This is a genomic window from Lactobacillus sp. CA30L (genome assembly GCF_059900845.1).
In genome coordinates this window covers 485,646-505,514 of sequence record NZ_JBWXGB010000001.1, presented here as the reverse complement: position 1 = coordinate 505,514, position 19,869 = coordinate 485,646, and the positions used below count along the sequence as shown (strand labels likewise).

The window sequence follows — 19,869 nt, the reverse complement described above, 5'->3', positions numbered from 1 at the left end:
TATATTTTTATCAACAAGACATATTTCACTTAACAGATTTTTTAGGAAAGTGCAGGTAAGAATTTTGATCTACGATTCAAGTCTCAAGTGGGATGCGGTTTACGACGTGATCGTCGTGGGCTTTGGCGGAGCAGGTGCGGGCGCGGCCCGGTTTGCGGCCGATAAGAATGCGCGGGTGCTGCTGGTCGATGCGGCTCCGGAAGGACACGAGGGCGGCAATACCCGCTATGCCGGCGGTGCATTTGCCTGGAGCGATAGCTTTGACGATCTGCGTGACTACTACAAGCAGACTTATTACCCCTTTAAGTATGACCCTAAGGCCCTTGATGCCTTTGTCAATAATGTTTTGCAAATGAAGGGATATGCCCAAAAGTATTTTGGCATTGAAGCCGAATACACGGGCAGGCGTCCCCAGGGTGAGTACCCGGAGTACCGTCATGCCGCTACGATGCGCTCGCAGAGCGTGACGGCGGGCATGTACAACGGGGGGTTCTGGAAACTGTTGCGTAAGAAAGTTTACGAACGCCTGGACAAGATTGACGTTTGGTTCGCAAGTCCGGCCGAGCACCTGGTTCAGGACCCGACAACCAAGACAATCCTGGGTGTCCAAATCAGGCATAACGGCGTTACTAGGAATGTTGCTGCAAGAAACGGCGTTGTATTGTCCTGCGGCGGCTTTGAAAATAACCAGGACATGATCCAAACTTTCTTGGGGCAGGGGGCGCTTGCACCGATTGGCACCCTCTACAACAAGGGCAAGGGCATCGACCTGGCCGTTGAGGCGGGTGCGCGCTTATGGCACATGTCGAACTACGATTCGCACGGTTTTTCGCTGAATGAAAACGAGCCGCGGGAAAAGTTCGCCTACATGATCAACTGGAAGAGCCTGTTTAACGGCAGCATCTTCGTGGCCGGCGATGACGGCACGCGCTATTACCGTGAGGACGAGGAAGATCGCCACGGCTACAAGTACAACCACGGCAACTGGATCATGCTGCCTAACCAGAACCACCCGCACATCGTATTGGACCAAAAACAGTATGACCAGCTGAAAAAAGACGAGTCGGACAAGGCTGACCAGATCAAGCAGCTGCTCGCCTACGCGGTTAAGGCGGATTCACTTGCGGCCCTGGCAGAAAAAATTGCGGCACCGAAACTGGCCGAAGCGGTTGCCGACTTTAACTTCATGAGTGCAAAGAAAAAGCGGGACATGTTCTTGAACCGCGATATTGCGACCATGCGTGCCTTCGGCGCTGGCCCCTATTATGCGATTGCCATCCGGCATAATATTTTGCACACGCACGGGGGCGCGCGCCGCAACGAAAAGTGCGAGGTTCTTGACCTGGATAACAACGTGATCCCGCACCTGTATGAGGCGGGGGAGCTGGGCGATATTTTTGCGACCAAGTACATTGGTGCCAACAGTATTGCTGACCTGCTGATCTCCGGCAAAATTGCGGGTGAAAATGCGGCCTGGCCTAAACGCAGGTTGGCAGCGGTCGACGTTGTGACCGGGGCTTCCGCAAATCCCGACCTGAAGTCGGATGCGCACGCCACCTCAACTGACTATGAGGCTGGTGCAAACCAGGGAATAGGGATCAGTGAAAACGGCATTAACGACGTGCCGATTGTTGTGCGCGTGACTGTTGACGGCGATCGTATTGCTGACATTGAGACGCTCCAGCAAAAAGAAACGCCATCCCTCGGTGGCAGGGCCATTCCGGTCTTGCAAAAAGCGATGCTCGCCCAGCAGACAACCGCCGTTGACGCTGTGAGCGGCGCAAGCACAACCAGTGCGGCCTTCAAGGAGGCCGTTGACCAGGCACTGATGAATGCAAAAAACAATAAATAAATGAGATCACAAAAAATTATCTAGGAAGAGAGGTTGAAAAAGAAGATGAAAATTGACGAAACAATGACCTGGAACGGTGATTACGACGTGGTTGTTTTGGGTTTTGGCGGTGCCGGCGGCACGGCCGCCCGTTTTGCCGCTGATAACGGTGCACGCGTCCTCCTGGCTGATGCCGCACCATACGGGCACGAGGGCGGCAATACCCGTTATTCGGCCCAACACGTGGCGATGGGCCACGATAAGGACCAGCTGACAGCTTACTTTAAGCAGCTTGCCGCACCATTTGCACTTGATGAAAAAACACTGGACGCATACCTGGATGGCTTTGTGGCAATGCCGGAATACTTTAAAAAACACTTTGGCATCAACCCGTTTATTTGGTCGCGCGACTACAAGCCGGGCGATCATCTGGCTAACAAAAAGCGTCTCTGCGAGTACCCGGAGTATGATGGTGCCGACACATTTGATTTTGCCCTGGTGCACAATAGCGACTTTGATGCCGAATTGTGGAAGGTTATCCGTAAGCAGGTGATGAAGCGACCAGACAATATCGATGTCTGGCTAAATTCTGCGGCCACCCACCTTTTACAGGATCCTGACAACGGCGAGGTCCAAGGGGTCGTGATTAACCGCGACGGCAAAGACTACTATATTCACGCCAAACGCGGCGTTGTGCTTGCAACCGGTGGCTTTGAAAACAACGCGCAGATGCAGCAGGACTACCTGCACGTCACCCGCCTAACGCCACTCGGAACGCTCTATAACACAGGCGCGGGCATCAAGATGGCCGCTGAGGTCGGTGCCAAGATGTGGCACATGGGCAATTATGAATCGCTGGGCATTGTTCCCAGCTACGTAATCGCTGAGGGCGAAAATCAGCGCGGCCGTCAGGTCAGCGGGTGGAAGAACGTTAAGTCCGGCTCAATTTTTGCGGTAGCCGATGATGGCAGCCGCTTCATGCGTGAAGATGCTAAGTTCAGGCACGGACACATTTACCAGCATGGCGATTACTTGCTGCCGCACGCCTATGACAACGCGTGGCTGGTTTTTGACCAGAAGCAGCTTGATCGGTTCCGCACGGAAGAAAAGCAGGGAACGCTGAAATACCAGCATTTCTTTGACAAGTTAGTCAAGGCGGATTCTTCCGCGGCGTTGGCGCAAAAAATGGGCGTGCCTGCCGCTAACCTGACGGCGACTATCAAACGGTTTAACAAGTATGCTCAAAACGGCGAAGACGCCGAATTTAACCGCGCACCAAAGACGCTCGAAGCGCTTGCAGACGCAGGAACACTTTACGCAATCAAGTTGGCCCCGGCGGTACTGAACACGCAGGGTGGTCCGCAGCACGACGAATTTGCCCGTGTTCTTGACGAGAATAACCGGCCCATTAAGCGTCTGTACGCGGCCGGAGAACTGGGCGGAATGTGCGTCAACCGCTACCAGGGCGGTGGCAACCTGGCCGAGTGCCTCATTTTTGGCAAGATTGCGGGCGAAAATGCGGCAAAATTGCCGGAGACCGCTGCAAAAATTGCTTTCGGCAAGCGGCTGCCCCAAATCAACGACCTCAAAAACGGCTACAAGGAGGACCAGATCAAGCTGGAAAACAACCAGTACCTGGGTTCATCGGAAGCCGGAATTGGTGGCCGGATTCTCGTGCGAGTCACCTACGAAGAAGGCACGATTGAAAATATCGAGGTGCTGGAAAACCATGAAACCGAAGGCATTGGAGCCGTTGCCATTGAGCGCCTGCCACGGGAAATGGTCGACCAGAATACCACCGCCGTTGATGCGATCTCTGGGGCTTCAACAACTACTACGGCCCTAAGGGAAGCGGTCAACGCGGCAATCAAGAAGGCAAAGAAATAATTTGAGGGAGTATGAAAAATGTTAGATAAATTTGAATGGAAAAAGTGGCTTCTGCCGCTTGCAGTTGGCATAATTTTATGGCTGCTGACGCCGGTTAAGCCAGTCGCAATCAACACGCAGGCGTGGCACCTGTTTGCTATTTTTATTGCAACAATCGTGGCTTGCATAACCAAACCGTTGCCAATGATGGCCACAACCATTATTGCAGTTGTGATTGCTACTCTTAGCGGCATCTTCAAGATGGATGAGGTAACGGCCGGATTCGGCAACTCAACCGCCTGGATGGTGGCAATGTGCATGTTCATGGCTGCCGGCTTCATCAAGTCGGGTCTGGGCAAGCGCATCGCCTACTTCTTTGTCAAGACCTTTGGCAAAAGAACGTTGGGCCTGGCTTATGCCTTGTCACTGGTAGAAACCGTTTTGGCAATTGGCATCCCCAGCAACAATGCGCGGGTAAACGGCATCATGTACCCCATTATCGATAACCTTTCTAAGGAAATGGGCTCTGATCCGAAAAAAGGCACGCAAAGGAATATGGGCTCATTTTTGGTCTTTAACGAGTACGAGGTCAACATTGTTACTTCAACCATGTTCTTGACGGGTCTGGCCGGCAACATGGTGGCGCTTGGAATTGCCAAGACGCAGAACATCACTATTTCGTGGATGCAGTGGTTCGTGGCCGCAATTGTTCCTGGACTAATCTCGCTGCTCATTGTGCCGTTTGTTCTTTACAAAATTTATCCGCCTAAGGTCAAGGAGACCCCCAACGCACACGCCTGGGCAGAGGGCAAGCTGCAGGAGTTGGGCAAAATGACGGCTGCGGAAAAAATCATGGCTGTTGTCTTCGTCCTGGCGGTCATCCTCTGGCTGGTCGGTTCCAAGTTTGGCATCGACGCAACTCAGGTCAGCTTCATCGCAGTGGCACTACTCCTTATTTGCGGCGTTATCAACGTGAAGGACCTATTGGGACAGAGTTTTGCCTGGAACATCTTGACCTGGCTTTCGATTATTATGCTGATGTCGCAAAAACTCATGCAGCTCGGGTTCTTCCCGTGGTTTTCTAAGACTCTGGGCAGCAGCCTGCACGGCATGAACTGGATCTGGGTGCTGGTTATCTTGTACCTGGCTTACTTCTACCTGCACTACCTGTTTCCAAGCGTATCAACGCAGATTTCGGCACTTTACGCGGGCTTTTTGTCGATTGCAATCGGTGCGGGCGTCCCACCAATCATGGCCGCTTTGATGCTGGCTCTCGATGGCTCGCTTTACCTGTCAACGTCAAGCTATTCGGCTGGTCCAGCGGCATTATTGTCTTCAACCGGTTACGTCTCAAGCAAGGACTGGTGGAAGTTAAGTGCAATTATTGGCGTTATTCTCAATATCATCTGGCTGGGTGGCGGTCTCCTGTGGACCAGGGTGATCGGCATGTGGTAGCAACTAAGGACTCTAGACTTATACCCCTGTCTAGGGTCTTTTTTTGTTATAATTAGGTAATGGAGCACGTTTTCATCATTGATGCTTGTTAAAAATTTTGTCCCAGGATAATAATTATTTAGTTACCAAGGATTTTTATTTCAGAATGAATTACCTTACTGGTAAGCTTGTACCGTGTTGCCATAATCCAAATGCTTTTGTAATTTGCGTGAAAGTGTATAATAGTTTTACATTTGTTGCCCGCATGTTGGCGGGGGTGATCCCCATAGGATTCTTTGATTAAAGTGCTTCCTGCAATAAGCAGGGGAAAAGACGAAAGTTAGCGGGCAGCCGCTAACTTTTTTTGTGGAATTGATTGAGGGCTGTCTGGAACTTGTCAAGCGAAGATACGATGAAGACAGCTAAATTAATTAAGATACACTTGCAATTAATTTGCAACCATAGTATTCTATAATAAAAATAATAAATGCCGGGGAAAGGAGAAGAATGAATACAAAAGTAGAAGCAAAGACACTCTGGGCGAAAAAGCGGACGGACAACGGTGAACAGCTCTGGCTGCCCCTGCTAGCCCATTTGACTGATACGTCCAATGTAATAAATTGGTTGCTCAGCCATAAAGTTTGTGCCGGTACCAAAAATTGGCTAAGCGCAAGTGTGGGCAGTGAAAGCGAGTTGCGTAAATTAGTTAAATTTTTAGGGTTCACTCATGATATCGGTAAGGCAACGCCGGCGTTTCAAACCAAGCCCTCGTACAGCGGTGATGATGGCTTGGACCAGAAGCTAATCGACAACCTAGTTGATGCGGGGTTTTCGCGGTTGAATGATTTTAACGGAGTGGATCGAAAATACTCTCCTCATGCTAGGGCCGGGGAGGCTTTGCTGGAAGACATGGGCGTTCCTGATTCGATTGGAGCCATTATCGGCGGCCACCACGGTGATGCGGGGCCGGATTTCCCGGCCGATCAGCTTGATTCATATCCGGCCAATTATCGGCAGTATGATACGGCTAATTCTGCGACTGATGCCGGAGTGGTCCAAAAAAATTGGCAAGCTGTTCAAAATGAAATTTTTGCTTTGGGCTTGCGGCGCGCCGGGTATCAGTCTGTTGCAGAAATCCCGGCGGTTGGCCAAGCTCAGGCAGTTATTTTAGAAGGTCTCTTGATTACGGCCGATTGGTTTGCTTCAAGTGAGTTTTTAGGCAACGATCGCAATAAGAAATTATTTCCGTTGATTCATTTGGACCAGACGCTAGACGATCTTGATTTAGAAAGGCGCTTCGAGGCAGCGGTTGCAGCTTGGGATGTTAGCGGAGATTGGTATCCTGAAAAAGTTGATGTGGCCAATGATCCCTACAAAAAGCGCTGGGGTTTTACCGCGCGGCCCGTGCAAAGGGTGATCACAGAGGCGATTGCGGGTACCGCGGATCCTGGCATGGTCATCATCGAAGCACCCATGGGACTGGGAAAAACAGAAATTTCTTTGATTGCTACGGAACAATTAGCCTATGCGACCCAGCGTGATGGCTTGTTCTGGGGGCTGCCGACCCAAGCCACGAGTAACGCCATGTTTACGCGCGTCAACACGTGGCTGGGTGAGGTAGCAGGTGAGCAAAACGACAACCTGGCCATCAAATTGCTGCACGGCAAGGCCCTATTTAATAAGGAGTATGCCAATTTGCCCAATGCCAGCAACGTTGGCGATGCTGGAGCGGTCGTTGTTAACAGCTGGTTTTCCGGAAAAAAGTCAATTTTAACAAAGTTTGCGGTGGGCACGATTGATACGCTTTTGCTAATGGCTCTGAAGCAGAAGCACTTGTTTTTACGGCACCTGGGGTTTAGCGACAAGGTCGTCGTGATTGATGAAGTGCACGCCTATGACGCATACATGAACCAGTATCTCTACCGCGCACTTGAGTGGTTAGGCGCCTACCATGTACCGGTAGTGCTGCTCTCGGCCACTTTACCAAAAAACAAAAGAGTACAGCTCTTAAAATCGTATTATCGGGGCAAATACCAAAAGGAATTAGCAACAACTGGCGAATGGGCAGAATCGCAAGCATACCCGCTCTTAACCGTGTTAGATGGCGCCGAGGTGAAACAGGTTTCGCACTTCGCCGGACAATCAGATCAAAAACCGGTCAGCCTGAAGGTGGAACGAATCAACTTAGAAGATAAGCAGTTAATCGAATCCGTCTTAACCACAATTAAAGACGGTGGGATTGCGGGAATAATTGTCAATACGGTTAAAAGGGCGCAAGTGTTGGCAAGTCTGGTTAATGCCGAAGACGTTGAATTGATTGTTCTGCATTCGGCATTTCTCGCGCCCGAGCGGACCAAGATTGAAGATCGGCTGCAATTTAAGATTGGCAAGGGGGGAACACGGCCGCACAAGATGATTGTGATTGGCACGCAGGTGCTTGAACAGTCGCTTGATATTGACTTTGATGTGCTTTATAGCGACATCGCGCCCATGGACCTGCTGCTGCAGCGGGCCGGCCGGCTGCATCGGCACCTGATTGACCGTCCAGCAAAATTGCGCGATCCTCAGCTCTATGTGATGGGGATTGAAGCGTGGGGCAATTATGGTGCGGGAAATGAGGCGGTTTACGAAAAGTACCTGCTCATGAAGACAGATTACTATTTAAACGATGAAATTCGGCTGCCAGATGATATATCTGTCCTCGTCCAAGAAACCTACAGCGACAATAACGACCCCGATATTGCTGATCTTTCAATGGCCAAGGCCGAATTTGACCAAGACCTTGAACGATCGGAGAGTAAAGCTAAGGTCTTCAGAATTAGGGCTCCGGCTAAACGGAAAAGAAAAACCTTGCACGGCTGGCTAGAACGCTCGCATAGTTCAGTGGATGAGCAGAAGGCCCAAGCAGCGGTTCGCGATATTGCAGAAACAATTGAAGTGCTTCTTTTACAAGAAAAAAAGCACCGCATCTTTCTGCTTGATGGCAGGCCAATTGCAGGCTGCCAGTCTAAAGAGGTCGCGGGGCAAATTATTCGTTTGCCGACGGTGGTTAGTTTCGATGCCGATGACATTATTGATGCGCTAGAGGAAACTACTGGCAGATATTTTCCCTCTTGGCAGTCGGACAAGTGGCTAAAGGGCGAACTAGCAGTAGTATTAGATGCTAACCACAGTGCCACTATTCATTTGAAGAATAAGAAGCATGATTGGCTCTTACATTATTCAGCTAAATTCGGCTTAAAATTAACAAAGGAGGAAACTAATGAATGATCAGCATTTTAATTTGGTCAGTGATCCGTGGATTAAAGTAATCGATTTGAATGCGGAAACCCAAACGGTATCGATGTGCGAATTATTTAAAAATGCCAATCAGTACCGGCAGTTGGCTGGTGAGATGCGTTCACAGGACCTGGCAATTATGCGCTTTTTGCTTGCGGTTTTGCAGACGGTTTATTCACGCTTTGATGCAGGGGATGAGCCTTATGACTGGCTAACGGTTGACCCGGATGATTTGCGCGTAACGGGTGCTAGTGACTACGATGAAGATGACCTGCTTGATACGTGGGAAGACTTATACCATGGTGGACACTTTACCGGTGTGGTGGCGGACTACCTAGAGAAAAATCAGGAGCGCTTTGATCTGTTTGGCAAGCATCCCTTTTACCAAGTGACAAGGGAGGAATATGACCGGTTCGTGCCGGCCAAATACAAAATAGAAAAGGGCACGGGGACGGTTGCGGTCAAGCAAATGAACCGCCGAATTTCGGAAAGCAACAACACGCCCGATCTCTTTTCGCCCAAGGTTACAGATTTCAAAAACGATTTAGCGGTGGCCGAATTGGTGCGTTGGCTCATTTGCTATCAAAATTTTACGGGCGTGACCGATAAGGCAAAGATTGAAACCGCTGAGAAGTTCTCAACCCCCGCCGGTTGGCTGTATAAATTGAATCCGGTCTATGTCAAGGGGAAGAACATGTTTGAAACGCTGATGTTGAATCTGGTTTTAGCGGGCGATGAGTACCACCAAGAAAGGCCGGTCTGGGAATATCAGGAGATTGGCGAATACATTAAGTGGCGCAAGACGTCATTGCTGCCGGATAACCGGGCGGCAATATACACGGCCTGGTCGCGGATCATTCACATTGAATGGTCAAGCGACATGACCCCAACGATTTTTAGTGCTGGCATTCCCATGTTTAGCCCAAGCAATGCGTTCATCGAACCGATGACCGTTTGGAAAAAATCCAAGGATGATGTGTTTGTGCCTGCGGTTAAGGGAAAACAGTCATTGAGCATTGCAATGTGGCGCAGGTTTGGCGATTATGTCAACCCCGACAAGTCTGACGGTATTCACAGGCCGGGAATAGTCAGTTGGCTTAATGAGCTTAAAAGGGAGAATATTATTGATCGCCGAAAACGCATTTCATTGGTCTCTGGCGGCCTGGTAAGCGATGGCAACGCCACCTCGCAATCACCATACGCCGAAGTCGCGGATGATTTGACCATGGACCTCGACGTGCTTTTCGATGATAGTGCAAACTACTGGCCCAAGCGAATCGCGGATACAATTGATCTGACCCAGGATGTTGCCAAAAGCTACTGGGGATTCGTCAAGGAGCTGGCAGACATCCGAAATATTGATTCTAAAGCATTTAGCTCCAAGTTAACGGCTAGATTTTACGCTCGGTTGAACGTTCCGTTTAAAGAATGGCTCGCCAGCCTGACCAACCAGGATGATCGCGACGTTAAGATCAACGAATGGAAAAAGGAATTATGGCAAATTGTTAACTCGGAGGTGGAAGACTTTATGAAAAATAGTTCGCCGCGTGATATTAAGGGCATCGTAGACGATAAGAAAAATTTGCACAATGTTTTTGTGGCGAAGAACAGGTTGTTGGGCAGCATTTCTAACAAATTGAAAATCAGGTGGTGAGACAAACTATGAATAAAATAGGTATGAAGACCAATTCGATTATCATGCACATGCATGAGTCAAAAAATTATCGTGGCGTGCTTGCAAGCATCCGCGGGGCAGCAAGCTTTGAAAGCCCCCGGGCGCAGGCGGTCTGGCCGCTGATGATGGAATCATTGGATGCGGACATGTTAAGCACAAACGGCAAGCCATCCTATGCCGAAAAGGCAATATATGCGGCCCTGAGGATGTATGCAATCCACCAGCAGGGAAGGGATGAGTTGGTTTATGGGCGCATTCAGCGCAAAAACAACCCCAATTCAAGGGCTGCCATAACGGCAGAAGCCGATTCAGATAAGAAGCAGGCAGCAGGCAGCGATTTCTTCACGGCGCTGGCAGAATTGAGAAAAAACGAAGATCTGGAAGTAGCCTTGGATCGACGGGTTAGACAAACCCTGTCAACCACGGACGTTAACAGCGTTATCAACTCGCTTAATCACCTTATCGGGATTATTAAAGCAAATAATTCACGGGTAAAGATTGACTACGCCAAGCTTGCCGAAGACCTCTACCGCTTTCAAATGAGCTATGAATCGGCAAACAAGGTTCGACTCGACTGGGGTCAAAAATACTATGGTTACAATTATAAAAAGGAAGAAAAGACAGGAGAAAAAAATGAAGACTGATAATAAAAACTTGTACGTTGACCTTCACGTGCTGCAGGCCGTTCCATCATCTAACATCAACAGGGACGACACGGGTGCGCCCAAAACTGCACTTTACGGTGGAGCCGTTAGGGCGCGCGTTTCATCACAAAGTTGGAAGCGGGCAATGCGCCAGGAATTTAACAAGCAGGAGCTTGGTGCGGGCCTAAGAACCGTACGATTGGCCCAATTGCTAACGGAAAAAATTACGGAACTGGCTCCTTCTTTGCCAGAAAAAGACATACAGGCCAAGGTTAAAGAGATTTTTAAAAGCACGGGCATTAAGCTGAATAAGAACGGCGAGACCGGTGCCCTGCTGTTGGTAAGTCAGGGACAGGTCGAAAAGATTGCCCAATACGTATTGGACCACGATTCGATTGATAAAAAGGAATTAAAGCGCTTGTTCAATGGTGGGCAGTCGGTGGATCTGGCCTTGTTTGGGCGCATGGTCGCTGACAATCCCGAATTAAACGTTGAAGGGTCGGCCCAGGTGGCGCATGCAATCTCGACCCATGAAGTGATTCCCGAATTTGATTACTTTACGGCCCTTGATGATCTTCAAAAAGAAGACACAACGGGAGCCGCGATGCTTGGAACGATTGAATATAATTCCTCCACGCTTTATCGCTACGCAAACCTGAATTTCCCTGAGTTGGTCCGTAATCTGGGCTCAGAAACGGCAATTGAGGGAGCGGTTGAGTTTATCAAGTCGTTCTTATTGTCAATGCCGTCCGGCAAGCAGAATACCTTTGCCAATAAAACTCTGCCGAATTATGTGATGATCACGTTAAGGACCGACACGCCGGTGAACCTGGTTTCGGCATTTGAAGAAGCGGTGAAGTCAAACAAAGGCTACGTTAAGCCTTCAATCGAACGAATCGAAAAAGAATACAAAAACACCGCCAAAATGGTCGAGCCGCCGGTTAAGACGTGGATCTTGTCAGTGGACGATGATAGTTCTTTAGAAGATTGCCAGGTAGCTAATCTGAACGAATTGATTGAGCAAGTATCCGGTGAGCTTGAACGCGTGGTGCAAGATGAAAACGATAACGATTAAACTGTCGGGGCCGCTGCAATCATACGGGAATGAGGCAAGCTTTAATCAGCGCACAACAGACGCCCATCCGTCAAAGAGTGCTGTCATTGGAATGATTGCCGCTGCTTTTGGTTATCAAAGAGACGATGAGCGCATCAAGGACCTTAACAGGCTTGATTTTGCGGTGAGGGTTGATCAGCCGGGCACCCTTCTAACTGACTTTCAGACGGTCGAATGGAAGAAGGACACCCGGAAACTGACTTATCGGGGCTACATCCAGGACGCGGTCTTCGTGGCTGCCGTTGGGAGCGCGAATGATTCACTGATTGAAGAAATCAAATATGCGCTGCGTCACCCCAAGTTTCAGCTCTTCCTCGGTCGGCGGGCGAATGCCCCGGCAGGCGTTTTACAAATAGACGAGTTTACGGATGCTGGTCCGGTGCAAGCCCTAGCCAGATTGCCCTGGCAGGCAGCGAACTGGTACCAGGAGCGAAAAGCAATTGAGGCAAACGTCAACGTGGAATTATTTGCTGATGCCCAACTTTTGGCTGACGAAAAATATTTCATGGTGCGCGATAGTGTCGGCTCTTTTGATCAGCGTAATCGATATTTTAATTATCGGCCAGTTGCCCGTGTTTGGAAAAAGGTTCCTAATCCCAGGTTTAAGGAGAATAGCGAGCACGATCCGTTTGCGGCGTTGTAGGAAAGGAGCAAAATGTATCTATCAAGGGTAAAGATCGATGTTAACAATCGACAAAAAACCAAGGATTTAACGCATCTAGGCGCTTACCATAATTGGGTTGAGCAGAGTTTTCCAGACGAGTTTGCACAACAAAGCCGGACCCGTAAGTTATGGCGGATTGATACCTTAAAAAATGAAAAGTACCTGATTGTTTTGAGTGAAACCAGGCCGGACCCAACGGCGCTTGTAAAGTACGGGGTTGAGGGTACGGTGATCACCAAATCATATGATAACTTGTTAAATTCCCTGAAGAGCGGTCAGTACCTGCGGTTTCGCCTAACCGCCAATCCAACCCATTCGGTGATCGTACCGGGCGAAAAAAGGGGACGAGTCTTCCCTCACGTTACGGTTGACCAACAAAAAGATTGGCTCATCAAAAAAGCTGAAACGGCCGGTTTTCACATTGTGCAGAAACTAGGAAGTCCCGATCAATATTTGTTTGATGTTGTTGACCGTGATCATCTGGTCTTAAAGCATAAGAACGAAAGACCAATTCGACTGAGTCGCGTTTCTTTCGAAGGAATTCTTGAGATAACGGATTTGGCGACGTTCAAAAAAGCATTAGTTGATGGGATAGGCCGTAAGAAAGCCTATGGCATGGGATTAATGACAATAATTCCGGTTGCAAAAAATGAGGCATAATGTTGGCGCCAAAAAGCCGGAACTGGTTGAATTAGGACGTGTTCAAGATCGAATTACCTTCCTTTATCTAGAACATGCCAAATTAAATCGCCAGGATAGCGCGATTGTGGTCGCCGATAATAAAGGCACCGTGTTTGTTCCGGCAGGCATCATCAGCGTCTTGATGCTGGGTCCGGGGGTAGACATCACCCACCGGGCAATGGAATTGATTGGTGATGCGGGCATGAGTGTGGTCTGGGTTGGCGAAAGGGGCGTTCGCCAGTATGCCCATGGCCGTGCGTTGAACCATTCGTCCCTGCTAATCGAAAGACAAGCCAAACTGGTATCTAATACGCGTTCAAGAATAGCGGTTGCGCGCAAAATGTACCAAATGCGTTTTCCGAACGAGGATTTTGCAAATTTGACCATGCAGGAACTGCGCGGAAAAGAGGGGGCAAGGATTCGTCAGGTTTACCGTGAACTTTCAAAAGAAACAAAGGTTCCCTGGCGCCGGCGTGAATACAATCATAACGATTTTGATTCTGGCACTCCGATCAATAAGGCTTTGACTGCCGCGCATCAGGCCCTATATGGCCTTAGTTACAGCGTTATTGTTGCCCTGGGAGCCTCACCCGCATTGGGCTTTGTGCATACCGGGCATGATTTGTCTTTTGTTTATGACTTTGCGGATTTATACAAGGCTGAAATTTCAATGCCAATCGCATTTAAAATGGCCGCCGAGTATGAAGAGGGTGAGGATATCGCCTCTAAAACCAGGTTGGCTATGCGTGATGCGTTTGTGGATGGGAAGATAATGACCCGGATGGTTAAAGACCTGAAGTTTTTGTTAGACGCTGAAGATGATCAAGAAGTTGAAAGTTTGGGGTTATGGGATGACAAGGCTGACCTTCAAAAATTTGGCGTGCAGTATTCTGAACACGACGAAGGCGAAGCATAATGATAGTCATTACCTTAACTAAAGTTCCACCCTCTCTTAGGGGCGACCTAACCAAGTGGTGCCAAGAAATTCAGACTGGTGTATACGTTGGCAACGTAACCGCGAGAATCCGTGATTTGTTATGGGAGCGAATTATGCGTGACATCGGCAATGGCCAGGCAACAATGGCGTTTAATGCTAAAAATGAATTTGGCTATCAGATTAAAACAACCAGACCTGATTATCAGGTTATGGATTTTGATGGAATCCCGCTAGTAAAACGCTTGAATCGGGTCGACGCTCCTGTCAAACATGGCTTTAGCAATGCTGCAAAATGGCGCAAGGCCAAGGCTAGTATGCGTAAACGTTCTGCTGTAGGTGGTCAGGGCCCTTTCATTGCACTTGATATCGAGACCACGGGTCTAGACCCAACGAAAGATCAAATAATTTCGATTGCGGCGGTCAAACGAAAAGCTAACGGGACAAAGGAACATTACGATGCTTTTGTTAAAGCTGACCAAAAAATACCCGCTAGCATTGTTAAACTAACAGGCATCTCAAATGAAATTCTGAAGAAGCAAGGCGTTGAATTAGCTAATGCACTGCATGGATTGAAAGCGTTTGTTGAAAAATTGCCGCTTGTCGGCTATAATTTGTCTTTTGATGATAGGTTTATTACAACGGGCTTTAAAAGCATCAATGATGTGGGTTTATCCAATAAATTAATTGACCTAATGCCGATTGTTAAAAAGAAAAATAAATTTTTGGACAATTATATGTTAGGCACCGTTTTGAAAAAATACGACATCAAAAATTTGAGGCCACATGAGGCAAAAGCAGATGCTGAGGCAACCTTGAGTCTTGCAGAAAAACTAATTAAAAATGGGGATCTTCAAATTTAGAAACGTTGATTTTATGGGATTTTTTTAGTGTGCTTCCCGCGTATGCGGGGGTGATCCTCGTCCATACGATAGATATAAAAAACGATATAAGTGCTTCCCGCGTATGCGGGGGTGATCCCTGAAGCCGTATCATGTAAATTGTGATTAGTATGTGCTTCCCGCGTATGCGGGGGTGATCCCTAAATTAGCAGAAGAATTGATCATCGTGAAACGTGCTTCCCGCGTATGCGGGGGTGATCCTGAAGGAACTTTTTTGTTTTGAATTTACCCCTCAGTGCTTCCCGCGTATGCGGGGGTGATCCCCGTGAGCCGGAAAAGTGGCGCAATATAACCCAAGTGCTTCCCGCGTATGCGGGGGTGATCCTCGACGACTTGGAAAAGCGACTGGCAGCAATTTGTGCTTCCCGCGTATGCGGGGGTGATCCCGACAATCGCTAAAAACATCACATACCCGCCTAAGTGCTTCCCGCGTATGCGGGGGTGATCCTTGGACTAGTAGTGATCTCTGGCTCAATACTTTGTGCTTCCCGCGTATGCGGGGGTGATCCCCATACCCGGCGGCTCTTAGGTGGCTGGTGGCGGTGCTTCCCGCGTATGCGGGGGTGATCCCTGCCCAAGAATTCACAATTCAAGGACACAACGGTGCTTCCCGCGTATGCGGGGGTGATCCCCGTCACACCAAAAATGCCGGCACTCATGTTAAAGTGCTTCCCGCGTATGCGGGGGTGATCCTATGGAATTCACCCGTAACGGCTTCATTATCTCGTGCTTCCCGCGTATGCGGGGGTGATCCCAATGTAATAGGTCGTCATTTCATCATGTTTATGTGCTTCCCGCGTATGCGGGGGTGATCCCTACAACGACGCCAAGGATGCTTACGACAAGGTGTGCTTCCCGCGTATGCGGGGGTGATCCTTTAAAGATAGGGAATTCATCCCTAACAGAGTGGTGCTTCCCGCGAATGCGGGGGTGATCCTGATTGGTAATTTGTTTAAATTAGTTTGGCAAGGTGCTTCCCGCGTATGCGGGGGTGATTCCAAAGGCCGGACAAAAATGATGATCCTAAAAAGTTGTGTGCAAGCCGAGTACGTGGTTAAGTTACCCGGATCAACAATAATGATTACGAAGATTGCGGCACGTAATTTTTGCCGCTTGTCGAATTTGCCAGTCTGGGCTAAGATTTGAGTAATAAAAGTAGGAGGGGTAAAGAGATGAACAAATGGGCAGCAATATCAACCTGGAAAATGTCGTATGACGGGCTTGCCAAGGCAGGTGAAATGTTAAAAAATGGAAACAGCGCTGGCGATGCGGTTGAAAAACTAGTTAACGCGGTGGAGGCCAATTCGACCTACAAGTCGGTGGGCTACGGCGGTCTGCCCAATGAGGACGGTGTCGTGCAGATGGACGCGGCCTTCATGGATGGCGACACACTGGCCCAGGGTGCGGTCGGGGCCATTGAAAACGTCAAGCACGCTGTTTCGGTGGCGCGCAGGCTGAGCGCAAACAAAACCAGCAGTTTTTTGGTCGGTGCGGGGGCCAGCAGGTTTGCTATGCAAAACGGCTTTGAAATAACCAACATGCTGACCGCACGGGCCAAGGAGGACTGGCGCAAGCGCCTTGGCCAGCTCAAAGAAGATGAGTTGCGTCCGTACGACGGGCACGACACCGTTGGTGCGGTCACCTTGGACACGCACGGCTCGATGGCTGCGGCCACTTCGACTTCCGGTCTCTTCATGAAGAAGGACGGCCGCATTGGGGATTCGCCTTTGTCCGGATCCGGCTTTTACGTTGATAGCGAGGTCGGTGGTGCCACCGCCACGGGCCTGGGCGAAGACATCATGAAGGGCTGCTTGTCCTATGAGATTGTCCGCAGGATGGCGGACGGCATGGCGCCGCAGGCCGCTTGTGATCAGACGCTCTATCCCTTTGTCGCCAAGTTGACGAAGCGCTATGGTCAGGCCGGTGCAATCTCGCTTATTGCCCTAAACAAGAAGGGAGAATGGGGCGTGGCCACGACCATCGCATTTCCCTTCTGTGTGGCGACCGGGGAACGCGCGGCAACCATCTTTGTCGCCCAGCCGGGTAAGAAGGGCACCACAACAATTAGGGCTGCTTCCCAGGCCTGGTTTGATGAATATGAAAAACAAAGCGGGACGCGGCTCGATTAATACGATTACTGATTAGATGGTGCTTTTTATCAAAAAGAGGTTGATTATTATGCTGAAGGAAGCATGTGTTGAAAGCTTTGCTGCTGCCGTCAAGATGATTGGCGCCGGCGCGGGCCGGATTGAATTAAACAGCGATCTGGGGGCAGGCGGAACGACCCCGTCATTTGGTCTAATTAAGCAAACGGTTGAGTATGCCCACCACCGCCACGTACCCGTTGTGGTGATGATTAGGCCGCGGGGCGGCGATTTTGTTTACAGTGACGGTGAAATTGCGGTAATGGAAAGCGACCTGCAGGCTGCCTCCTTGCTTGGTGCCGATGCCGTCGCTTTTGGCTGCTTGACTGCTGCAGGTCAGCTCGATAAACGGTTGATGAAGCGGCTCTTGGGTCTGTCTCAGGCGCTCGGACTCCAAGCGGTCATGCACATGGCCTTTGACGCCATTCCGCCTGAAGACCAGCATGCAGCGCTTGACTGGCTGAGCGCACACGGCGTCAAGCGCGTGTTAACGCACGGCGGGAATCTTGACCAGACGATTTTTGCAACGCTTGGCCACCTAAAAACGCTGGTTGAGTGGGCCGGCACGCGCATTGAGATACTGCCGGGTGGCGGCATCACCGCCGCCAACGGCGAAGAGATTGCCGCCCGCTTGGGCGTGGCGCAGCTGCACGGAACGAAGATTGTAAAAGGTGCTTAAGCATCAAAAAATCCCCTGTCAAAGAAAAATGAGCCCCAAAAGTTAGACGGCTTTCGGAACTCACTTAAAAAGGCAAGAGGATTTTTTTAATGAATAATTATTTGGTATCCCTTATATATTCGTGGGCATTCATGGCGGCGTGGCGACCTGAGTTCACATCATGCGCACATGCAGAACCGCCCAGTGTAATAGTGTAAACGTCCCGGTACTGCATGGTTGAATCCATACCGGAAGCATACAGTCCTGGTATCTTGGCAAAATCAGCGGTCACAACTTCAAAGTTTTGGTTTGAGCCAATCCCGCCGACGCCAATTAGGTTGGAAGGATCAAGCCGGGCAATGTAGTATGGACCTTCCTTCATGGAAACGAGCATTTCTTTGTCTTTGTTGAATTCCAGATCGTGCCCGTTGTCGCAGTATGAATTATAATTTTCCATGGTTTTGAGCAAAACGTCCTCTGGCAGGTTAACCGCTTTTGCAAGCCCCGCAATTGTATCGGATTTAAACAATGAGTTGCCTTCGTTGGTTATAACCGCGTTGGCCAAAATTTGGTCTGCGTCCGGAACATCCTTAGTGATTTGGTCATAAATGCTTTGGGTGAAAATCTCGTAGGTAACCTTGGTCGACTTAATTGCCATCCGCTGGTAGAGCAGGTTGTACTTTTTGACGTTCTCGTTGATCAGGCGCCGGCCGTCTTGGTTGACAAAAACCACCGGTCCGCCTGATGGCAAGGACATAAAGCCGTTGATGGGATCAATGTACAGGTGAACGCCCTCGTGCGGCAATGCCTGGATGTAGTTCATCATAAATTCTGGCGACTCTTTTAATAAGTCCTTTGCACCAACGGACATGGCCATTTGGTAACCGTCGCCGGTGTTGCTTGGCATTGAGCAGTAGTGGATATTCTTGGTTGACCAGCCCTGCTCTTCAAGCAGCTTAGGATTGTGCCCGACGCCCCCCGTTGCCAGCAGGGTGGCTTTGGCATTGATCTTGATACTGCCCTGAGGACCCTCCGCGTAAACACCCTTGACGGTGCCTTCTTCGTAAATAATGCTGGTTGCGGCCGTTTCAAGCATGAATACTGCCTTGAGCTCGTCGGCCTTCTTTTTCATGTAAGGAACGTAGCCAACGGAGGCAAAACCACCCTTAAACCAGTGGAAGGTTGGAAACATGCAGGTGCCGTGGTAGTCGTCAACGCCGGTAAGCTGAACACCGAGATCCAGCAGCCAATCAATATTTGCAGCAGAGTTGTTAATTAAGTCAACCCAGAATGATCCATCCGCACGGTACTGCCCCAATTCTGCTTCTTTGGCAATAATCTCTTCCGGTTCTGCATGTATTCCGGCTTCAGCCTGCATCTTGGTATTGATGCCAAAAATGCCCTCAACGCCGCCACCATTGCCGGCAACAAAACCGTTCTTGTCGATTACCATTGTTTTCATTCCCAGCTGCCGGGCCTGCACAGCGGCGGCCAGACCTGAAATGCCGGCACCGACGATTAACAGGTCGGTATCATATTCCTTAACCACGTGCTCAGGCGTTTTGCGCCATTCGGCATATGTCTTCTCGCCGCTGACCGGGTCAGGAGTCGTGGGCACGTTTTTGGCGGATTTTTTGCGTGTAACGGATTTAAATTCGGCAATGTTGCCGCCAGCCTGCTCAATGGCCGAACCAACAGCCTGGATGAGCCCGCTGAAGGAATGGGAGGCACCGGAAACCGCGTCAACGTCGATGCTTTGACTATTGATGATTTCATTAGGAATTTTAGTAAAGACGGTCTCTTCTAAACTTCCGGGCACCATCTTTCTTTGGGGAACTATTTTCGTGATTTTGTTGTCCGCAATCTCAATTTCTAACGGCATGGTTTCGTTTTCATATTCTTGCGCGATAACGGAATAGTTGCCATCTTTCAGTTTTTTCATCATTATTCTCCTCATAAAAGCTATAATAGTTTTGCTAACATTTATACAGTTAATATAACATTGTTAAGAGCAACACAAATAATCAGAAAAATGATTATTAA

14 protein-coding genes and 1 CRISPR repeat array are annotated in these 19,869 nt (G+C 49.4%); of the genes, 13 read left to right on the top strand and 1 reads right to left on the bottom strand.

Going from position 1 to position 19,869, the window contains the following annotated elements; translation table 11 throughout:
* The first annotated feature begins 64 nt into the window (after nucleotides 1-64).
* The 13 genes from AC2JF8_RS02520 to AC2JF8_RS02460 all read left to right on the top strand — a co-directional run bounded on the left by AC2JF8_RS02520 (nucleotide 65) and on the right by AC2JF8_RS02460 (nucleotide 17,847).
* The gene (locus tag AC2JF8_RS02520) at nucleotides 65-1,852 is read left to right on the top strand and encodes an FAD-binding protein (RefSeq protein WP_500760795.1); all 1,788 of its coding nucleotides are present in this window, start codon (nucleotides 65-67) and stop codon (nucleotides 1,850-1,852) included.
* A 45-nt stretch (nucleotides 1,853-1,897) separates the two neighbouring features.
* Nucleotides 1,898-3,718, top strand: coding sequence for an FAD-binding protein (locus AC2JF8_RS02515; protein WP_500760792.1), 1,821 nt, complete (start codon nucleotides 1,898-1,900; stop codon nucleotides 3,716-3,718).
* A gap of 18 nt (nucleotides 3,719-3,736) precedes the next feature.
* The gene (locus AC2JF8_RS02510; RefSeq protein WP_500728885.1) at nucleotides 3,737-5,152 is read left to right on the top strand and encodes a DASS family sodium-coupled anion symporter; all 1,416 of its coding nucleotides are present in this window, start codon (nucleotides 3,737-3,739) and stop codon (nucleotides 5,150-5,152) included.
* 486 nt (nucleotides 5,153-5,638) lie between these two features.
* The gene (gene cas3 / locus AC2JF8_RS02505; protein WP_500760789.1) at nucleotides 5,639-8,401 is read left to right on the top strand and encodes a CRISPR-associated helicase Cas3'; all 2,763 of its coding nucleotides are present in this window, start codon (nucleotides 5,639-5,641) and stop codon (nucleotides 8,399-8,401) included.
* Nucleotides 8,394-10,064: a type I-E CRISPR-associated protein Cse1/CasA gene (locus AC2JF8_RS02500; RefSeq protein WP_500760786.1), complete on the top strand. Its 1,671-nt coding sequence runs from the start codon at nucleotides 8,394-8,396 to the stop codon at nucleotides 10,062-10,064. The genes cas3 and AC2JF8_RS02500 overlap by 8 nt, the downstream gene beginning before the upstream one ends.
* 8 nt (nucleotides 10,065-10,072) lie before the next feature.
* Nucleotides 10,073-10,729, top strand: a complete 657-nt coding sequence (gene casB, locus AC2JF8_RS02495; RefSeq protein ID WP_500760783.1) for a type I-E CRISPR-associated protein Cse2/CasB — start codon at nucleotides 10,073-10,075, stop codon at nucleotides 10,727-10,729.
* Nucleotides 10,719-11,804, top strand: a complete 1,086-nt coding sequence (gene cas7e / locus AC2JF8_RS02490; protein ID WP_500760781.1) for a type I-E CRISPR-associated protein Cas7/Cse4/CasC — start codon at nucleotides 10,719-10,721, stop codon at nucleotides 11,802-11,804. Before casB ends, cas7e begins: the two co-directional genes overlap by 11 nt.
* A complete protein-coding gene (gene cas5e, locus AC2JF8_RS02485; protein ID WP_500728878.1) occupies nucleotides 11,785-12,486 on the top strand; it encodes a type I-E CRISPR-associated protein Cas5/CasD in 702 nt (233 codons plus the stop codon). The genes cas7e and cas5e overlap by 20 nt, the downstream gene beginning before the upstream one ends.
* Before the next feature lie 12 nt (nucleotides 12,487-12,498).
* Nucleotides 12,499-13,167: a type I-E CRISPR-associated protein Cas6/Cse3/CasE gene (cas6e, locus tag AC2JF8_RS02480; RefSeq protein ID WP_500760777.1), complete on the top strand. Its 669-nt coding sequence runs from the start codon at nucleotides 12,499-12,501 to the stop codon at nucleotides 13,165-13,167.
* Nucleotides 13,157-14,104 carry a type I-E CRISPR-associated endonuclease Cas1e gene (gene cas1e / locus AC2JF8_RS02475; RefSeq protein ID WP_500760774.1) on the top strand — a complete coding sequence of 316 codons (948 nt, stop codon included), beginning with the start codon at nucleotides 13,157-13,159 and terminating at the stop codon, nucleotides 14,102-14,104. The genes cas6e and cas1e overlap by 11 nt, the downstream gene beginning before the upstream one ends.
* Nucleotides 14,104-14,985, top strand: coding sequence for a type I-E CRISPR-associated endoribonuclease Cas2e (cas2e, locus tag AC2JF8_RS02470; RefSeq protein WP_500760771.1), 882 nt, complete (start codon nucleotides 14,104-14,106; stop codon nucleotides 14,983-14,985). Before cas1e ends, cas2e begins: the two co-directional genes overlap by 1 nt.
* Nucleotides 14,986-15,014: 29 nt before the next feature.
* Nucleotides 15,015-16,022: direct repeats of the CRISPR family, unit length 28 nt; unit sequence GTGCTTCCCGCGTATGCGGGGGTGATCC.
* Between the two features lie 174 nt (nucleotides 16,023-16,196).
* Nucleotides 16,197-17,153, top strand: coding sequence for a glycosylasparaginase (locus tag AC2JF8_RS02465; RefSeq protein ID WP_500760769.1), 957 nt, complete (start codon nucleotides 16,197-16,199; stop codon nucleotides 17,151-17,153).
* Nucleotides 17,154-17,202: 49 nt separating this feature from the next.
* Nucleotides 17,203-17,847 (top strand): copper homeostasis protein CutC, encoded by a 645-nt coding sequence (locus AC2JF8_RS02460; protein ID WP_500760767.1) that lies wholly within the window; start codon nucleotides 17,203-17,205, stop codon nucleotides 17,845-17,847.
* A gap of 97 nt (nucleotides 17,848-17,944) precedes the next feature.
* On the opposite strand, the gene AC2JF8_RS02455 is transcribed toward AC2JF8_RS02460, so the two are convergent.
* A complete protein-coding gene (locus tag AC2JF8_RS02455; protein ID WP_500760764.1) occupies nucleotides 17,945-19,771 on the bottom strand; it encodes an FAD-dependent oxidoreductase in 1,827 nt (608 codons plus the stop codon).
* Nucleotides 19,772-19,869: the final 98 nt, after the last annotated feature.